This is a genomic window from Limihaloglobus sulfuriphilus, from assembly GCF_001999965.1.
GTDB classification, from domain to species: domain Bacteria; phylum Planctomycetota; class Phycisphaerae; order Sedimentisphaerales; family Sedimentisphaeraceae; genus Limihaloglobus; species Limihaloglobus sulfuriphilus.
In genome coordinates, this window is sequence record NZ_CP019646.1 from 2,995,999 (window position 1) to 3,013,992 (window position 17,994).

Genomic DNA, 17,994 nt, shown 5'->3' on the forward strand with positions numbered 1-17,994 from the left:
CAATGGCTAATATACCACAACCCAGCTTGTTTTGCTACCAAAATGTTGAAAATCTCGGAGATTTAGAGCGGCTCGACCTGTTACTCAAGACGCTCGACGATGAACAACTAATGCAAACACTCGAAAAACGCCGCGGCAATGGACGTGATGACTACCCGATACGGGCCAGTTGGAACTCAATGCTTGCCGGCATCGTATTTGGGCACAACACCATCGAAGCTCTTCGCCGGGAGCTTTCTCGCAACGGTCAGCTCAGGGATATCTGCGGTTTTGATCCTCTCAAAGAGCACCCGGTACCATCATCAAACGCCTATACCAACCTGCTCAAGTCGCTTATGGAGTATCCGGCAGAAGTAGCCGGTATTTTCCAGAATCTTCTGGAGTGTCTTGCCCGGGAACTGCCCGGCTTTGGTCAGCGTATAGCGATTGACAGCAAAGTCATCCAGAGTGCGGCAAACTCCGGTTCAGAAAATAAGCCTGACGGCAGAAGGGATACTGACGGCGGCTGGGCAACAAAAACTTACACAGATAAAAACGGTAAGATTATCAAAAAAACAACGATATTTGGTTACAAGGTTCATCTGGCAGTGGATGCCAATTATGAACTGCCGATAGCACGTATCGTAACGCCGGGTAATGACAATGATATGTTAGAGGCGTACAATCTGGTTGACGCCTGTCCCTCAAAGGCTCTTGAGAAGTGCGAATATCTCTCGGCAGACAAAGGCTATGATTGCGGCGATTTCAAGCTATGGTTATGGAAGGAGCACGATATACGTGCTGTTGTTGATACTCGCAATATGACGCAGTTGGAACATAGCCCGGTTGAAGGCCTTGACAGGATATATTACAACCAGCAGGGTGAGGTGTTCTGCAAGTGCTGCAAGGGGGGAGAACTCAACAAGATGTGCAACAGGGGTTTTGAGAAGGATAGAGACAGTATCAAGTTCGGTTGCCCGGCACACCATCAAGGGCTGACATGCCCCGCATCAGGGAGTTGTCCAATTGGCAAGAGTATCAGGATCGGGTTGGAAAAAGACCCGCGTATCTTTATGGCTTTGCCGCGGGACAGCTATAAATGGAAAGACGAATACAAAAAACGGACTTCTGTCGAGAGGGTCAACAGTCGGCTCGATGTCTCCTTTGGTTTTGAAACTCACTATATTCGAGGCCTTAAAAAAATGCAGATGCGAGTAGACCTGGCACTGATCACGATGTTAGGCACGGCATTGGGGTACGTGAAAACCAAGCAGCCGCACTACATACGCTCACTGGTTAAATCAGAGTCGATCAAAATATCAGCCGCATAACAACGCAAATACAAACCAACAAACTACCTGCCACACTATCGGTGCGCCTAAAATCACACGACCAGAAGAAACACACACCAGGCTCGCCCCGACTGCTCCCCCAAAGCACGCCCGCAAGCCGAGGAAACGCCGATTAATCCGCATTAACCTACTGGGTATCAATAGTATTTTGTGGCAAATTTTCTGAAAAGCCTTACAAACGGAATTGCTCTGGATTTGATTTTTTCAGAACTATTTTGATATTATCTCTGTATTCAGGTATAATATTAGAAAGATAAAGGCTCAAAATATGTACAAATTATCAGAAAAAGCAGGTCAGCTTGACCCCAAGGTACTTGACATTCTCCCAGAATGCACCAGAAAAGTGCGGAATTATGACACTGATGCGGCAGTTATCTTATACGGTTCGCAGGCACGAGGGAAGGCCGGCAAAGATTCTGACATGGATATGCTGATACTTTTAAGTCATTCTATTCCCGCTGAAACTTTAAACAAATTACATGACGATATCTACGAAACCTCTCTGGCTAATGACATTGTCATAAGCTGCATAATAAAACCCCGCTCAAGCTGGGAAAACCTATCTCACAGGCTACAAATCTATATCATTCAGTCCAGATCGAAGGGATATTAGTACCATGAGCCGGTGAATTTTAAGGGTAAAATGGTAAGCACTTGTTTTATCACCCATCGCAGCCGTCGTGGTCCATGACAATTGACATTCATAAAACAAGCCCTGCTATGGGTTTGCGGCTGCGGCGGCGGGGGTGAAAATTTCTATTGCATATATTCGTTATCGGTATATAATATTCGATTCGTATGTTAACCTTGCGCGTAATCAGTGCAGGGTTTAAGACTTAAAAGACTTTACAGGTTTCGTTAAGGAAATAAAGTAAATGACATCTTCTTTTGCAACCGAAATTGATATTTTCAGCGGCGATGTGCCGGATTTTGAACAGATTGACAAGCTGATAAGCAGTGTAAACTCAAGCGAGCTGAACAGGGAGCGTTTCAGGAAAGACCTTGAGGCAAACGAAGACTCGGCAAAGAATATTGCCATGGGTCTGGGCTATTTTGTCACTGGCGACTATGCCGCGGCACAGGAAAAGCTCTCATCAGCCGCTGAAAGCGCGCAAAAGCATTACTACCTTGGCCTTATATATAAAAAACAACACCGCTACGATAATGCTGTCAAGGAATTCAACAAGGCGATGAAGAACAACGCCGACACAAACAGGGTTGACCTGCAAAAAGTAGATATCCTGCGTCTTGAAGGCAAATTCAAAGAGGCACGCGAAAAGCTCGGGACCTGCCGCCAGCTGCAGGGCACCGCGGACTACTATCACGCCCTGGGCTGCATCCAGAACTCTGAGGGCAATTACGAAGAAGCCCTGGCAACATTCCAAAAGGCCCTCGAGGCCGACGAAAACCACGTTAAGTCTATGTTTGATATGGCTTTGCTGATAGACCTCCGCGGCGATGAGGAAGAAGCGATAAACCTCTACCGCAAGATAGTCGAAATGACCCCGGCTAACGTGAACGCACTTCTTAACCTCGCGGTACTCTACGAGGACAAGGGCGAGTTCCAGAAAGCCGGCGATTGTGTGAATCTGGTCAACAAACTGCACCCGAACCACCAGCGGGCTATCATGTATCTGCGTGATGTTGAAAGCTCTAAGGTAATGGAGGTTGACGAGGAACGCGAAAAACTCAAAGACCGCCGCACCCAGATACTCGAGACTCCGATCACCGATTTCGAGCTGTCTGTCAGAAGCCGCAACTGCCTGCGTAAGATGAACATATTTACCATCGGCGATTTGATGCGAATCACCGAAGCCGAGCTGCTATCGTATAAGAACTTTGGCGAAACATCACTGACCGAGATCCGTGCGATGCTTGAATCCAAAGGCCTTCGCCTCGGTATGCACGCTGACGGCTCCGGCGAGGAACTGCCCGAGCCGATGGAACTTGATGACGAGGTCGAGTATGACAGCGACCTGCTGAGCAAAACGGTTGACGAGCTTGAACTTTCCGTTCGTGCCCGCCGTGCCGTTGACAGGCTCAAAATCAGAACGCTCGGCGAGCTTGTCAGCAAAACCGAGGCCGAACTGCTGGCATGTAAGAACTTTGGCATTACAAGCCTTACCGAGATAAAGGAAAGGCTGATGAAATTCGGCCTTAACCTTAGAAGAATCGAATAACACCTGGAGATAAAAGAGCTTATCACAAAGCGGCCTTTGCTTAGCTTCACGTAAATGCGGCAGCTCCAATACGGTATCTGCCGCGGGTTTAACCCTCGGCGGCTCGGCTGTAACCGGCGATGCCTGTTTTGCTTTTTTATCCTTTTAGCGGGAATTTATGCGTTTTCATCACAGCGATTTCCTGACAAATTTTAAACGACTGCTGCCGGCGGCATTTATAATCCTGCTTGCACTTATTTTCCTATGGCATACCCTTTTAAAACGAAAAATGGCTGTGCCCGAAGATGCCGGAGTTGCCGGCCAGCCGCTGGTAAGAGTGCTTGTAATGACCGGCATGACCGATGCAGATTTTGAATGTAAGAGCGGTTTTCGCGCAAATTCACTTTCCCATCCGGCAATAACGGTATCATATCCCGAAAAACATTTCGCCCCGATCACACTACGCGAGGGAGAGATCGTGATCGGAGAGGACAACTTCGGTACGGATGTTGAGCTTCACCCAATCTGCGGCGAAGGCCAATTTCCGGTCTCCTCCATCGCCGGCCGCTCGTACCGCGGAAGTCTGCGTCTGCGAAGTGATGACGGCAGTTTTTCGGTAATCAACACGCTGCAGATTGAGAGCTATCTGGCCGGCGTGATCTCGGCGGAGATGCCTGCACACTGGCCGCTGGAGGCGCTGCGTGCACAGACTATCGCCGCGAGGTCTTATTGTTTGTTTATAAAACACCGCTTCGGCTCTAATCGCCGGTGGGATGTCCGGGCAACACAGGCAAACCAGGTTTACCGCGGCATAGCAGCGGAGAGACGCCGATGCTGGCAGGCGGTGGAAACCACTGTAGGCATGGTTCTTACAAGCCCCGACAGCAGACATCCAGACCTTATATTCCCCGCGTATTTTTCTTCTGTGTGCGGCGGGCATACAGAAAACAGCCGCAGTGTATTCGGCGATTCATACGCTCCGCTGCAAGGCGTTGAATGCCCGGGCTGCGTGAATACCGCTCCCGATAAATACCTCAACTGGCAGGGATTTACAATCTCAAAAAAAGAGGCGTATCAGATACTGAAAAAACGCTACCCCACTCTTGAACGGCTCGGCAGCCTGACGCGTGTTGAGGTCATAGAAAGAAGCTCTTATGCGGCTTTCGAACGGATCCTGCGAATTCGGCTCCACGGCGAAAACGGAACCAGCGACACACTCCGCGGAGAAGACTTTCGGCTGAGCATCGACCCGACCGGCATGAAGCTGAAAAGCTGCGGATGCCGTTTAATCGATAAAAAAGATCATATCGTGATTACAAACGGAAGAGGTTTCGGCCACGGCATCGGCCTTTGTCAGTACGGCTCACTGTATCTGGCAAGAAAAGGTCTCGCCGGCGAGGACATCCTTTACCATTACTACCCCGACTCAGAGATGATTAAGCTCTATTGACCTGATAACGGAGGTGTGTAATGTTTTTCTCCCGAGCGCGGCGGCAAACGCGGCGCGACACGCTTTAGAACCGCAACTGCTGCAAAACATAACACCTGACAAACAAAAGCGGCTCTGATACGAAATCTGCCGGTAGATATTTCGGGGACAACCCATCAGAGCCCCAAGCGTGAGCGCGGGGTTAGGTTGGATTTATGAGCGGCACAGGGCAACAGGCTAACCGCTCAATAACTCTTCACTGGTTTATCAATATTATCAGAATACCAAACAAGTGAAGGACGGCCCTGACTGTTGAAATTGATGATCAGCCAAACAGCTTTGAGCAGGCGTATAGGGAACACAAATTGTTTTGTAAAAATATAGATTGTATGTTATTAATTGGATGTTCTGTGAAGCGGCTGATGCTGTTACAGATCAGTGCGGTACAAAAATTGACGAAATAGACATAATGGACTTAATTTTCTGGTGAGTTGCGATGTGCTCAGATGAAAAAATCATACCCAGACACGGCGGCTACCGCAAGCTCAAGAGCTTTCAGGTCAGCCGGCTGGTTTATGACATTACTGTGAGGTTCTGCGAGAAGTATATTGACCGTTTCAGCCGGACACGCGACCAGATGGTACAAGCCGCCCGCAGCGGGGTTCAGAATATCGCCGAGGGCTCACAGGCATCCGGGACATCGAAAAAGACCGAGCTCAAACTCACCAGCGTCGCCCGCGCCAGTCTTGAGGAGCTGCGGCTGGATTATGAGAATTTTCTGCGGCAAAGGCGGCTTCAGCGAACGCCTGTACCGGTTAAGGGCAAACAAGCGAAATAAAAGATAAGATAAAAATCCGTAATTTTGGAAAAATACAGGGGGTGTTTTTCCGTAATCTGGGAATTTTATATGGGGTAATTTTCCATTGAAAATGAATTTTTCCGTTTAAATCCCTAATTTTAAGATGTTTACGTTTTGGCTTTCTTCTTACCAGTTCGCGATTGTTTCGAGTCTTTCGATTATTGGCAGGTGCTGTGTGCAGACCTCTTCGCATTTGCCGCATTTTATGCACTCGGACGCCTCGGCTCCGCGTTCCACGAGGTAGCCCCACTGGCAGCACGTATCGAATTTTTCTTTCCAGTCGGCATCTTTATCGTCCGAGATGAGGTACTCGTTGAAAAACTGCATGTACGCCGGGATCAGGATACCCTTCGGGCAGCTCTGCCGGCAGTAGCCGCACATCGTGCAGAGCCCGTCGAGATTTTCCGACAGGTGAGACTTTATCGCCTCTAAGTCCCCTTTTGAGAAAGGTTTGCAGTTATCCGCCACCCCGGCTGCCGTGTCTATATGCTCTCTTGTGGTGAACCCGTTGAGCGCAACCGTAATCTCCGGGCAGCTCATAATAAATCTAAGCGCCGCCTCTGTAGGTGTTTCGCCCTCGTTTGCCAGAAACGCGAATCTCTCTTCGTTCTGGGGTATCAGCCCGCCGGCTACCGGGTTCATCGCTACCACTCCAAGCCCCTTGTCATGGGCGTATTTCACACCGTCCCAGCGGTAGGGGAAGTTGAGAATGTTTACGCCCAGCAGTACGCCGTCAAAATCCGCCGCGGCGAGAATATCGCTCACGCGGTTGCCGATCAGGTGCGTAGAAATGTTGATGTGCCGGATAAGTCCTTCTTCTTTCAGTGTTTGCAGGCTTTCGTAGAGCCCGCCGGGGATCATCGCCTCATCGAACTGCTTCTGGCTCCGGACGCACCAGACGTAAAAGAAGTCGATATAGTCGGTTTTTAGCCGCTTAAGCGAGGTTTCCACGGATTTGCGGACATCTTTGATGTTTGTGCCTTTGTGCGGCATGAGCTTTGTGCAGAGGTAGTAATCCTCCCGCGGCGCAGATATCTGCTCCAGTCCCAGGCCGAATATCTCCTCGCTCTTGTCATCGCAGTAGCCCGGTGCGGTATCGAAGAAGTTTATGCCCCTGTCAAAGGCGTATGGAATCAGCTTTGCGCTCTCGCTCAGCGGCTGTTTCATGTCAAACCTCATGCCGCCAAAACCCACTGCCGAGACGTCATAGCCTGTATTTCCGAATTTTTTGTATATCATTAGAAGGTTCCTTTCTTAGTGTGTAAACTGCTTTTCTAACATATACCTATACCATAAAAACATTTTTTTTCAACTGTTATCTGATATGCCGCTGATAATGTATTTCCTGAACTTTTCTTGACTTGACTGTCTGGAAAGAGTATGCTTAATCTCACGTTTTATATGGAATTGGTGTTGCAGGCGTTTGACCGAAAGGGTAAAAAATGCGAAATCACAAAGCAAGTGCAGTAGTAGTTATTATCATAATACTGGCCGTTATCGCGGCAGGAGTGTTGTTTTTCTATCCCAAAAAATCTCCCGTTGCAGTTTTGCCGTTATCGGCTTCGGCGGTTGATCTGGTTCCGCAAGATACTCTTTTGTGTGTCCTGGTCAACGACATTGAAACCACGTCGAAAAATCTCGATGAGTTCATGATTGGCCTCTCGCCGGTGCCGGTATCTGCCGGTATGGGGGTAAAAATGGGCATTATCTCCATCTTCGGCGAGAAACACGCCCCCGCCATAGATACAAGCGGCGATATGGCTGTCTTCGCGTTCAAAATGGCACAGGAAAACCCCGACAACGCCGGCCCGCTCAAAGAGATAGCCGCAGCGGCGGTTGTTCCGCTTTCTGAGCCTGAGCTGCTGACAAAAGACAATCCCGCGGTTGAAGGCCCGGATGCCGGCGGCATATACAGGCTCACAGCTATGGGTCAAAGAATAGCTTTCAAACCGATCGCCGGTACGAAGTATGCCCTCGCGGCGGCGGAATATGCCGGCATTGACCCTGCAAAGGTCATAAATGCCGTTGAAAGCTCGGATAAGTCCATAGCCCAAAGCATGGATAAGAACGTGCTTACAGCCTCCGGCCAATATCCGATATGGACATATTTTGATATAGAGAGCGTAAACAAACATTACGGGCCCATGCTCGAGGGTTATTTGCAGATAGGACGCGGCGCGGCAGCTAAACAGCTCGAAAACGCCCCGAAAGAGGGTGCCGCTGCCTCACAGCTGGGGCTGAAATTCCTGAACAACTATTTTGACCTGCTCAAGCTGTTTATGAATCAGGGCAAAAGCCTGAGCATCGCCTTTGATATCCGCCCTGACATGGTAAAATTTAAAAAGACCTTTTTCGCCCTGCCCGATACGCCTATGGCAAGTTATTTCGTCGAAGACGCACGGCTGCTGAATCTGGCTCTGAGCAAATACGCGGCGCAGGATTCCTTTATGACGCTGGCAATGAAAGTTGATACCCATTCCTACAGAGAGCTTAGTTCCCTGGCGGTTGACTGGGCGGCGGATATACTCTGCGGCGGCGAGTCTGATGAGCTGCTCAAAAAGGCCAAGAAGAGCATGGACGATATGTTTGACTCTATGGGCGGCGACTACATGTACAGCCTCAACCTCGGCGGCGATGGCGGAATGTTTGCGGGTAACTATGTGCTCGAGGTCAAAGACGGTGAAAAATACAACCAGGCCATAGAAGCCGCTGTTGAATTCTGGACATCCCCGGAGCTGCTCAAATTCACAGAAGAGCTGGGCTTTAAGCTGGACTTTGCAATAGAGAAAGACGCCTTTGAGATTGAGGGCCATCCCGTTGACAGGGCGAAACTTAACATAACAATGCTTGAGCAGGACAGCAATGAAGCCCAGGCTATTAAAAAAATCTTCGGTGAGGGGCTGGAATATTACTGGACGGTGTCTGATCAGCTGTGGTTATGTACCGTCGGCAGCGGAGGCCGGGAACGGCTCGCCGCGATGCTCAGCGAGCAGCCAACACCCGCCGCACAGCCTTTTCTCGATGCTCTGAGCAAAGTTGTGGATTACCAGACAGCGGATATGGCGGGGACATATAATTATGCCCAGGCACTTCTGTGGTCTCTGGATTTTGCCCAGGTTCTGGGAGAGACGGAAATTGATACTTCACAATTAACCTGTGATTCACGGATTTCGTTCGCTTCGAAATTTCTTGATAACGGGGCGAAATTTGAGGCAGCAGTTCCAAAGGAGCATATCAAAGAAATAGTTGATATCTTTATGAAACTGAAAGAATTAGAATCACAGAAAAAACCAGAAAACCAGCCCGCGACTGACAGTACGCAGTAAAATCGCCGATTAACCGGAGACCCTGTGATGTTTTACTGCTCGTAGCGGCCGTGGATCCGGACATTTTCCCTGTAGGGCTCGTCCTCGTCGAAATCCTCGTCGGCCTGTTTATACAGCCAGGAGGTGATCAACAGGCGAACCGCCCAGGTAAGGCACACTGCCGCGGCTATAAAGAACAGCCCTGCAAGCACTAATATCACTAACGGCTGGAGCAGAACAATTCCAAAGCCTACCCCCGCCAGCACAAGTGCGGCAGTGAGCAGGGAAAGCCCCGCCTGTTTTGATACCTGTCTTGATATGTAGTTGTGGAACCTGAAAATCATAATTAAATATTATACTGCATCCGGGCATAAACCCAAACATAAAAAAAGGCGGAGCGTTTTATGCCGCCCCGCCCTGTGGATTATTGTGTTACATCATCCCGCCGCCGGGCATTGCCGGTGTTTCTTTTTTCTCGGGAATTTCACTGACTACAGCATCGGTTGTAAGCAGAAGCGACGCGATAGACGCGGCGTTCTGAAGGGCCGAGCGCTCAACTTTTGTCGGGACAATAACACCCATTTTGATCATATCGCCGTATTTAGCGGTAAGAGCGTTGTAGCCGTAGTTGACTTCTTTGCTCTCAAGCACTTTCTGAGCGATGATTGAGCCGTCAAGTCCGGCGTTGGTCGCGATCTGTTTGATCGGGGCGAATACGGCACGTTTAACGATATCCGCGCCTACGGCCTCATCGCCGGAGAGCTTCAGGCTGTCGATCGCGGCAGAAGCACGGATCTGAGCTACGCCGCCGCCGGGCAGGATGCCTTCTTCAACGGCTGCGCGGCATGCGTGGAGTGCGTCCTCAACGCGAGCCTTTTTCTCTTTGACCTCTGCTTCGGTAGCAGCGCCAACGTTGATCTGTGCTACGCCGCCGGCGAGTTTTGCCAGACGTTCCTGGAGTTTTTCTTTATCATAATCAGAAGTTGACGCGTCGTGCTCAACCTTGATCTGCTCAATGCGTGCCTTGATATCTTCGCCTGAGCCGCCGCCCTCGACGATTGTTGTGTTGTCCTTGTCGATGGTAACGCGTTTTGCCCGTCCGAGCTGGTTGAGCTCGAGCTTGTCAAGCTGGATGCCGAGGTCTTCCATGATAGCCTCTCCGCCTGTGAGTACGGCGATATCCTGGAGCATTGCCTTGCGGCGGTCGCCGAATCCGGGAGCCTTTACAGCGGCTACGTTGAGAACGCCGCGGAGCTTGTTGACTACAAGCGTTGTAAGTGCTTCACCTTCAACGTCTTCGGCGATGATCAGCAGCGGGCTGCCCTGTTTGGCTACCTTTTCCAGCAGCGGTACAAGCGACTGTATAGAGCTGATTTTCTTCTCATGGATAAGGATATAAGGCTTATCGAGAACAACGCTCATGTTGTCTTTTCTATTGATGAAGTGCGGGCTCAGGTATCCCTTGTCAAACTGCATACCCTCTACGAGTTCTACAGTTGTCTCGAGGGACTGACCTTCCTCAACGGTGATAACGCCGTCTTTGCCGACCTTGTCCATAGCCTTTGCCATGGTCTTGCCGATTTCCTTGTCCTGGTTAGCTGAGCATGTAGCGACCTGTTCGATCTGCTTGCTTGAGTCAACCGGGGTGCTCATGTCGTAAAGTTTTTCTACCAAAGTGTTTACAGCTTTGTCAATGCCGCGTTTTACCGACATTGCGTTTGCTCCGGCGGTTATGTTTTTCAGGCCTTCTTTGAAGATAGCCTCAGCCAGGATCGTAGCTGTTGTGGTGCCGTCGCCTGCTACGTTTGATGTCTTAGAAGCAACTTCCTTGACCATCTGAGCGCCCATGTTCTCGTATGAGTCCTCGAGCTCAACTTCTTTGGCGACTGTTACGCCGTCTTTTGTAACTGTAGGTGAGCCGAAGGATTTTTCAAGTATAACGTTGCGGCCGCACGGGCCCAGTGTAATCTTCACTGCGGCGGCGAGCTTTTCAACGCCCTTTAAAATCGCCGAGCGAGCTTCTGTATTAAATGCTATTTTTTTAGCTGCCATTATCGTAAACTCCTGTTATTAGGTTACTTCTCTACTACTGCTATGATGCTTGACTCGTCAATGATCATGAACTCTTCGCCGTCAACCTTTACATCGCGGGGTGCGTAGCTCTCAAACAGTACAACATCTCCGGGCTTGACCTGCATCTCTGTGCGGCTGCCGTCATCGTTAAGCCTGCCAGGGCCTACGCTTATAACTTCTGCGCGTGAGCTTTTTTCCTTTGCCGTGTCGGGCAGAACGATTCCGCCGGCGGTTACTGCTGCTGCTTCAAGCCGTTTGAGCAAAACTTTATCAGCCAATGGTCTGATCTTCATGTTATTATTCTCCTGTAATACTGGAATAAAATTATTTCTCTATAAAACTTACAATGCGGTTTAATATGCAAACTTTGTGCCAGCAGAGCATTAAGACAGAATTCAAATATTTAAGTCTTTTATTTAAAATGCATTAACGAATAATCGCATACAGACCGCACCCATATCATAAGACAAATCATCCGAGAAAAAACTGTCAGACTGGCAGGGCAGGCGGGCATTTTGGATAGGATTTAAATGCACAGAGTTAATTGCGGCGTTAAGGCTTGCGCAATTGAATAACGCGGGCTAAAAAATATTTTAAAAAAAAAGTTGACTTTCAAACTGGAATATGATAAAATTCGATAATGGACAACGTTGTCCGGTTTGAAGTTCGACCTTAAATGTTTTGAGAACGAGAAAGGAAGTTCACATGGAATATTCCTCTAATAAAGCAGGTAAACCAGGTTTTACACTGATAGAATTATTGGTAGTCATCTCTATTATTGCCCTTCTTATGGCGATAATGATGCCGGCGCTTAGCCGCGTGCGCGAGTCAGCTAAAAGCACAGTCTGCAAATCCCACATAAAACAGCTTGTAACAGCGGCGATGCTCTGGGCGGAGGATAATGACGGCCATGTTGTACCCGCTATGTGGCATGTTCCCGAAAAACACCCCGAAGATGACACCGGCATGGCTTCTTCGCTGCGGCGGGAAGCTACCGAGAACGGGGCTTCACTCGAGCCATATACCGGCTCTGACGCCGCAAAAGAGTCAAGCCTCTATACCTGTCCTTCAGCAACCAAATTCGGAGAAAACTTCTTCAGCCTCTCCACAAGCGTATTTGCATCCACAGGCGATAACCGCAGAGGTACAATATCTTACGGAGTCAACGAATTCGCGGTGATATATACCGGCGATAAGTATGTCGGCACAAAGGGCAGTCCCGGGGTGAACGGCGCATCTTATGCCTCGTGGGGCGATAACAATGAATATTGTCTTAATCGGGGCAAGGCCAAGCTGGCTCAGATCCAGAAAGCCGCCTCAACAGTATATTTTACGGATTTCAGCTATCCAATGGTTCATAATTTTATGTATAACCCGCTGAAAGTCTGCTATTCACCCAGCCCGGGAAGCTATGCTTTTGTAGATACACTTGCCAACGTTCCCAGCGGCGCACAGATCGTGCAGGCACGCTGGCACGGCAAGGTTGACCAGCAGACCGGCTACGGAGACAGCAATATCGGCTGGTTTGACGGCAGCGTTACTCAGGAACCTGAAGATTTCGATGATCCCGAGCCCGTCGGCTCTTCCGGCGGCGGCGGATTCGGCGGCAGCAGGAATAAGACGTACAGGTGGCAGAGATATTTCTTTGATAATTAAACATTAAATAATCAAATTTAAAGGATTTATAAGAAAGTTGTAAATGCGGGCGGAAACGTTCTGCCTGCTGTTAGTTGGTGTTTTTCTTTTGGAGATTAGAAAATGAAAAATTGTGAAATGTTGAAAGAAGTGTGCGGCTGGTTATGTGTTTTAACCCTGGTGCTGACCTTTGGAGTACAGGCAAACGCGGCGGTTATTGATCCCGCGGAGGTGAGCTATACCTTAGATCCGAGTTACCCCCCTTATTCCGGCAGGCCCGATGACAGCGGTGATGACCTTGCCAACGGCTACATCAACGGTGTTGTAGATGCTCTTGATCTGGACAATGCCGACTGGGTGGAGTTTATCGACGGCGGAGCCGGCATAACATTTGACCTGGGCGGTGTGTATGACTTAGAGTCTGTGAAGGTTGGAGTCTTTCTCGCGCCCGGGTGGGGACTTCCCTCGCCGGGTTCGATGGATATATCCTACAGCCTCGACAACGTTAGCTACACTACACCTGTTAACCTTACCGGTTTTCAGGCAGACCCTGCACCCTACGCGGCGGTAACAGCTATCAATGAATTTTCAATTGCCGGTAATACAGCCCAGTATGTAAAGGTGTTTTTACACCCCCAGGCCGCCGGAAACTGGTTTCAAATTGGTGAGTTTGAATTCGCACAAGTACCTGAGCCGGCATCTATGCTGCTTTTAGGTACGGGCTTGCTGGCGATCAGGCGGCGGAAATAGATTTTGATTTTCACAAACGGTTCTGTAACATTAGAGCCGTTTGTTGTTTATAGAAATTTAAATATTAAGCACCCTGCCGCGGAGGCGGGGCGTTACGGGTTTGTTATGTCCCGGTCAGTTATTTAGAGTGATATATTTTTATGGAGGTCACCAAATGAAAGCATACATTACGATTTTGTTGGTAATTTCAGGGTTTATAAGCCTTGCCCCTGCCGAGCTGGTGTATGAAAGTTTCGAATCGTACACACCCGGCGCGGAAGGAGGCGGCGGCAGCGGAGACTTGTGGATGAACTGGGCTCCGGCGATGTCAGGAGACCATCCGGCTCCGGGCAACCCGTTTTTGACCCCTTACATTGACACCGCCGTCAGTTACAGCGGCAGTTATTCGATGATGCTCGAAGCACCTCTTCTGGTCTGGGACGATACTGCCGGCGAGGTGATAGAGTCAAACGCCGGCTGGGGAGTCATTATACGCGATGACGGATCTACCATGAATCTAAGCGATTACAACGTTATGACTGCTATGGTAAAATCCAACGGGATTACCGGCTGCCGGTTTATAGTCCGTGATTCTGCCAACGGCGAGGTTGGCAACGATTTGTTCGATGTTCCAAATGACGGCAACTGGCACAAGATATCCGTGCTGCTCGACGGCCCCGGTGCAATAACGGCGGTTCAGAGGATACTGCCGTTTTTCAGCGGTGTTGCCTCCGGCGCGACCGGCACACAGCTCTGGATCGACGATATCAAATTTGATACGGTAAAGACAGTAAACGACATTCTAAGTGTCAGCGGCGCAGGCGGGCCTGTCGGCGGAACAGCTAATTATTCTTTTGTCATGACCGAGCAGCCTTCTGGTGATGTTACGTTTACGCTCACACCTGCCGAGCAGCTTGATCTGGGCGAGGGCCTGGGAATGCCGGTTGATATTGTATTCACAAATGCCGACTGGGACAGCCCGCAGGTGCTCTCGGTGGCTATAACAGACCAGGCGGCTCCGGGCATTGTAGATGTTGCCGTCTCGGCATCAAGTGCTGTTCCCGAATACGACCAGGCTGTTGACGGCGGGTTTACAGTTCCGATTTTAGGCCCTTACGGCGCTTTCTATGTGATTTCGCCGGAGACGCCGTTCTGGGGCAGCCCGACAGCACCTTCGGGTGACAGCGGGAATGACCTGGCCAACGGTGAGGTGGCATCAAACTTTTATGTACCGATAGACGCGGGAATCGCTGACCTTGTTGAATGGGCTCCCAGCGCATACGGTGCGGGCACTCCGGCATACGCCGAGATCACATTTGATTTCGGGTATGTAAAGGATGTTTCTACAATTGATATTTACTACGCGGCCGGTACTTACCCTCCGGGTGATTTTGAGATTTCCTACAGTGATGATAACGAAACCTTCTCAACACCGCAGGTTTATCCTCCGTATATCGGCGGCCCGATTTCCAGGACGCATATTGCCAATGAGACTCCAGTGGCGGCCAGATATGTCAAGCTCATTGTTCATTGCATTGATGATGATCCGGGAAAATGGTTCTTCCTTTCAGAGGTGGAATTCAACGCTCCCGTTCCAGAGAGGGTTCCGCCGTTCTACACTATCGATGAGAACAACATTCCTGCCGGCAGAAATCCCGATCCGGATCAGAACAAACTGTTCAACGGGGTTATAAGTTATGCCGCAGCCTCAAGCGACTATGTGTTCTTTGAAAGGTTTGACAACACACCCTACGACAACGTAATTCTATACGCCGACTACGGCCGAACAAGAGAATTCTCGAACCTGGTGCTCAACTACTTCGCCGGCTGGGGCGTTTCGGCTCCGGTAGAGGCCAAGCTCAGCTTCAGCGATGACGGCGAAACTTACGGCGCACCGGTTACATTTACCGGCTGGCACCAGGGCACAGAAGGCGGCGGAAAGACCGATGCCAGGTCATTTTCTACCCAGAAAGGACGCTATGTCAAGATGGAGTTTGCCAGGGACACCGGAACTTCTCACGCTCTGCGGCTTGGCGAGATAATCCTGGGCAACAGAAAAGAAGTCAGCTACACAGTAGATGCTTCTACTCCTGTCTGGGGAGGCGGAACTGCTGCAAGCGGCGATGTCGCGGTAGAGGCGGGCCTTGAGCTGATCAAGATGGGCGATCTGACTAACGGCTACATCGCCAAAGCGGTCGGAGTGGGCCTTGACCCTGACTGGGTTGAATGGGCTCCGGGCGCAGTTGGCGCATCAACGCCGGCTTATGCCCTGATTACGTTTGATTTGGGTTCAGTGATCAACGTCAAAAACGTGGCGATCGTTTACTGCTCAAATCCGGGCAGCGGCATTCAGACACCCGGCGGGCTCGAGGCCGCGTTCAGCACCGACGGCACGAATTTCAGCGGCATGGCAGACACCGGGGCTGTGTTCAGCGAAAATCAGGAAGAGGCCGAGATATTTAACAGCACTTTCGACCTTCCCGATACAGACGCACGTTATGTTACGCTGAAGATTAAATGCCAGGACGACGACCCTGACAGCTGGTTCTTTATCTCCGAGGTCAAATTCAACTCGTTTGCATCTGACTTCAATGATGAGGGCATTGTCGATTCTACTGATCTGTACTACATGGCAGGCGAGTGGCTCCAGAGCGGAGAAAACCTTGCCGCGGATATAGCAGGCGATGACCAGAGCGTGAACCTGCTTGATTTTTCTCTGTTATGTGCCGAATGGCTGGGTTTTTAAATTCAGTTTAGTTAAGTTTAATTTCAAAGTTGTCCATTCTCAGTTTGGGGGTGGACAACTTTTTTCTAAGAAAAAAAGTTGAAATTTAAGTTTATTTTTCATTGATTGAGATGTCAGTATTAAAGAAAGTTTTATCTATTTTGGAAAGAAATGAGTTTTTAAAAAATCAGACAGGAAAGCCATAATGAGATTCTTAAACCGGCGAGCATTCATCGAATCGGCAGGGTTGTTTTTAGGTTCTTCGTTTCTATCAGATAATGCTGCGGCTAAGTCTTTCTTAAATTCTGCTCTTGACCGGACGTCTGCTGCAAAACGTAATATTGTGTTTATCTTAATTGATGATTTAAGATACGACTGTCTGGGTTTCATGGGGCATCCTTTCCTGAAGACGCCTAATATAGATAAGCTGGTGAAAAACGGGGCAAACTGCCGTAACAGTTTTGTTACAACTTCGCTCTGTTCACCCAGCCGCGCATCAATACTGACAGGTCAGTACATGCACAATCATAAGGTTGTTGACAATAATGATATGATGCCGGCGGATGCTGTTACCTTTCCGCAATTGCTCAGAAGTAATGGATACAGGACAGCTTTTATCGGTAAATGGCACATGGGCAGCAGCAGCGATCAGCCCAGAGCCGGCTTTGATCACTGGGTCAGTTTTCGCGGGCAGGGCCAATATCTTCCTGAAGGCCAGACTCTTAATATAAATGGGACACGGGTGCCGAGAAAAAAATACATGACAGAGGAGTTGACTGATCATGCGGTTAAATGGCTTGAGAACAGGAATGACAAAAAGCCGTTTTTTCTCTATTTGTCTCACAAAGCAATTCACGGCCCTTATGTTCCTGATAAACGGCATGAGGGTATGTACGCGGAAGAAGAATTCCCCGAGCCACAGACAATGGCAAACACAGAGGACAATTACAAAAATAAGCCCATGTGGCTGAAAAACCAGAGAAACAGCTGGCATGGTGTTGACTATCCTTATCATACACGTGAGCCTATATCCAAACAGTATAATAGATACTGTGAGATGATTCTTTCGGTTGACCAGAGTGTCGGCCGAATTATGCAGGGCCTTAAGGAGAACGGATTTGACAAAAATACTCTTGTTGTTTTCATGGGTGATAACGGCCACTATTGGGGAGAACACGGCTTAATCGACAAACGAAGCGCATACGAGGAATCTATGCGAGTTCCCCTTTTTGCACATTGCCCCGAGCTTATCAGGCCCGGCACGGTAATAGAGGAAGTGGTCGCAAATATAGACATTGGGCCGACTCTATTGTCAGCGGCCGGCATTAAAGCACATCAGCAAATGGACGGCACAAGTTTTCTGCCTTTACTTAAAGGCGAAAAGATTTCAAACTGGCGGGATTTCCTGCTCTATGAATATTACTGGGAATATAATTTTCCGCATACGCCGACAACTTTTGCCTTGCGAACCGACCGATATAAACTTATACAATATCATGGTATCTGGGATATAGACGAACTTTATGATTTAAAGGCAGACCCCAATGAAAAAAACAATCTTATCAACAATCCGGATTATCAGGAATTGATTAAAACGATGAGGGCCCAACTTCATGAAATTCTTAAGCGAGATAATGCAAATGTGATTCCGTTCGGAGAAAAGAAAGACCATGGCGCAAATTTGAGACACAGACAGGGTGCTGATCCTGCCGAATTTCCGCCTTTTATATTTCGAGAAAACTAATCAAA

The 17,994-nt window shown here is 49.2% G+C and carries 13 protein-coding genes and 1 pseudogene; 10 read left to right on the plus strand and 4 right to left on the minus strand.

The window, feature by feature from the left end; translation table 11 throughout:
- Window positions 1–2: 2 nt before the first annotated feature.
- The 5 genes and pseudogenes from SMSP2_RS11515 to SMSP2_RS11535 all read left to right on the plus strand — a co-directional run.
- The gene (locus SMSP2_RS11515) at window positions 3–1,310 is read left to right on the plus strand and encodes a transposase (protein ID WP_146682385.1); all 1,308 of its coding nucleotides are present in this window, start codon (window positions 3–5) and stop codon (window positions 1,308–1,310) included.
- A gap of 289 nt (window positions 1,311–1,599) precedes the next feature.
- Window positions 1,600–1,944: a nucleotidyltransferase domain-containing protein gene (locus tag SMSP2_RS11520; protein ID WP_146684199.1), complete on the plus strand. Its 345-nt coding sequence runs from the start codon at window positions 1,600–1,602 to the stop codon at window positions 1,942–1,944.
- 262 nt (window positions 1,945–2,206) lie between these two features.
- Window positions 2,207–3,511 (plus strand): DNA-directed RNA polymerase subunit alpha C-terminal domain-containing protein, encoded by a 1,305-nt coding sequence (locus SMSP2_RS11525; protein WP_146684200.1) that lies wholly within the window; start codon window positions 2,207–2,209, stop codon window positions 3,509–3,511.
- Between the two features lie 157 nt (window positions 3,512–3,668).
- Window positions 3,669–4,940, plus strand: coding sequence for a SpoIID/LytB domain-containing protein (locus SMSP2_RS11530; RefSeq protein ID WP_146684201.1), 1,272 nt, complete (start codon window positions 3,669–3,671; stop codon window positions 4,938–4,940).
- A 475-nt stretch (window positions 4,941–5,415) separates the two neighbouring features.
- A pseudogene (locus tag SMSP2_RS11535) lies at window positions 5,416–5,715 on the plus strand (four helix bundle protein); the annotation flags it as partial.
- Between the two features lie 189 nt (window positions 5,716–5,904).
- Here the strand turns inward: SMSP2_RS11535 and SMSP2_RS11540 are convergent.
- Window positions 5,905–7,017: an aldo/keto reductase gene (locus tag SMSP2_RS11540; RefSeq protein WP_146684202.1), complete on the minus strand. Its 1,113-nt coding sequence runs from the start codon at window positions 7,015–7,017 to the stop codon at window positions 5,905–5,907.
- A gap of 203 nt (window positions 7,018–7,220) precedes the next feature.
- Between SMSP2_RS11540 and SMSP2_RS11545 the strand changes: the two genes are divergently transcribed.
- On the plus strand, window positions 7,221–9,104 hold the full coding sequence (locus tag SMSP2_RS11545) for a hypothetical protein (RefSeq protein ID WP_146684203.1): 1,884 nt from the start codon (window positions 7,221–7,223) through the stop codon (window positions 9,102–9,104).
- A 32-nt stretch (window positions 9,105–9,136) separates the two neighbouring features.
- Here SMSP2_RS11545 and SMSP2_RS11550 read toward each other — a convergent pair whose 3' ends face one another.
- From SMSP2_RS11550 to SMSP2_RS11560, 3 genes are all read right to left on the minus strand, one after another.
- Entirely contained in the window at window positions 9,137–9,427 is a 291-nt protein-coding gene (locus tag SMSP2_RS11550) for a hypothetical protein (RefSeq protein WP_146684204.1), read from the minus strand.
- 88 nt (window positions 9,428–9,515) lie between these two features.
- The gene (gene groL / locus SMSP2_RS11555; protein WP_146684205.1) at window positions 9,516–11,135 is read right to left on the minus strand and encodes a chaperonin GroEL; all 1,620 of its coding nucleotides are present in this window, start codon (window positions 11,133–11,135) and stop codon (window positions 9,516–9,518) included.
- Window positions 11,136–11,158: 23 nt separating this feature from the next.
- On the minus strand, window positions 11,159–11,449 hold the full coding sequence (locus tag SMSP2_RS11560; RefSeq protein ID WP_146684206.1) for a co-chaperone GroES: 291 nt from the start codon (window positions 11,447–11,449) through the stop codon (window positions 11,159–11,161).
- Window positions 11,450–11,861: 412 nt separating this feature from the next.
- Between SMSP2_RS11560 and SMSP2_RS11565 the strand changes: the two genes are divergently transcribed.
- The 4 genes from SMSP2_RS11565 (at window position 11,862) to SMSP2_RS11580 (ending at window position 17,989) form a co-directional block, all read left to right on the plus strand.
- Window positions 11,862–12,812: a type II secretion system protein gene (locus SMSP2_RS11565; RefSeq protein ID WP_146684207.1), complete on the plus strand. Its 951-nt coding sequence runs from the start codon at window positions 11,862–11,864 to the stop codon at window positions 12,810–12,812.
- A gap of 102 nt (window positions 12,813–12,914) precedes the next feature.
- Entirely contained in the window at window positions 12,915–13,541 is a 627-nt protein-coding gene (locus tag SMSP2_RS11570; RefSeq protein ID WP_146684208.1) for a PEP-CTERM sorting domain-containing protein, read from the plus strand.
- A 154-nt stretch (window positions 13,542–13,695) separates the two neighbouring features.
- On the plus strand, window positions 13,696–16,266 hold the full coding sequence (locus SMSP2_RS11575) for a discoidin domain-containing protein (protein ID WP_146684209.1): 2,571 nt from the start codon (window positions 13,696–13,698) through the stop codon (window positions 16,264–16,266).
- 184 nt (window positions 16,267–16,450) lie between these two features.
- Window positions 16,451–17,989, plus strand: coding sequence for a sulfatase family protein (locus SMSP2_RS11580; protein WP_146684210.1), 1,539 nt, complete (start codon window positions 16,451–16,453; stop codon window positions 17,987–17,989).
- Window positions 17,990–17,994 lie beyond the last annotated feature (5 nt).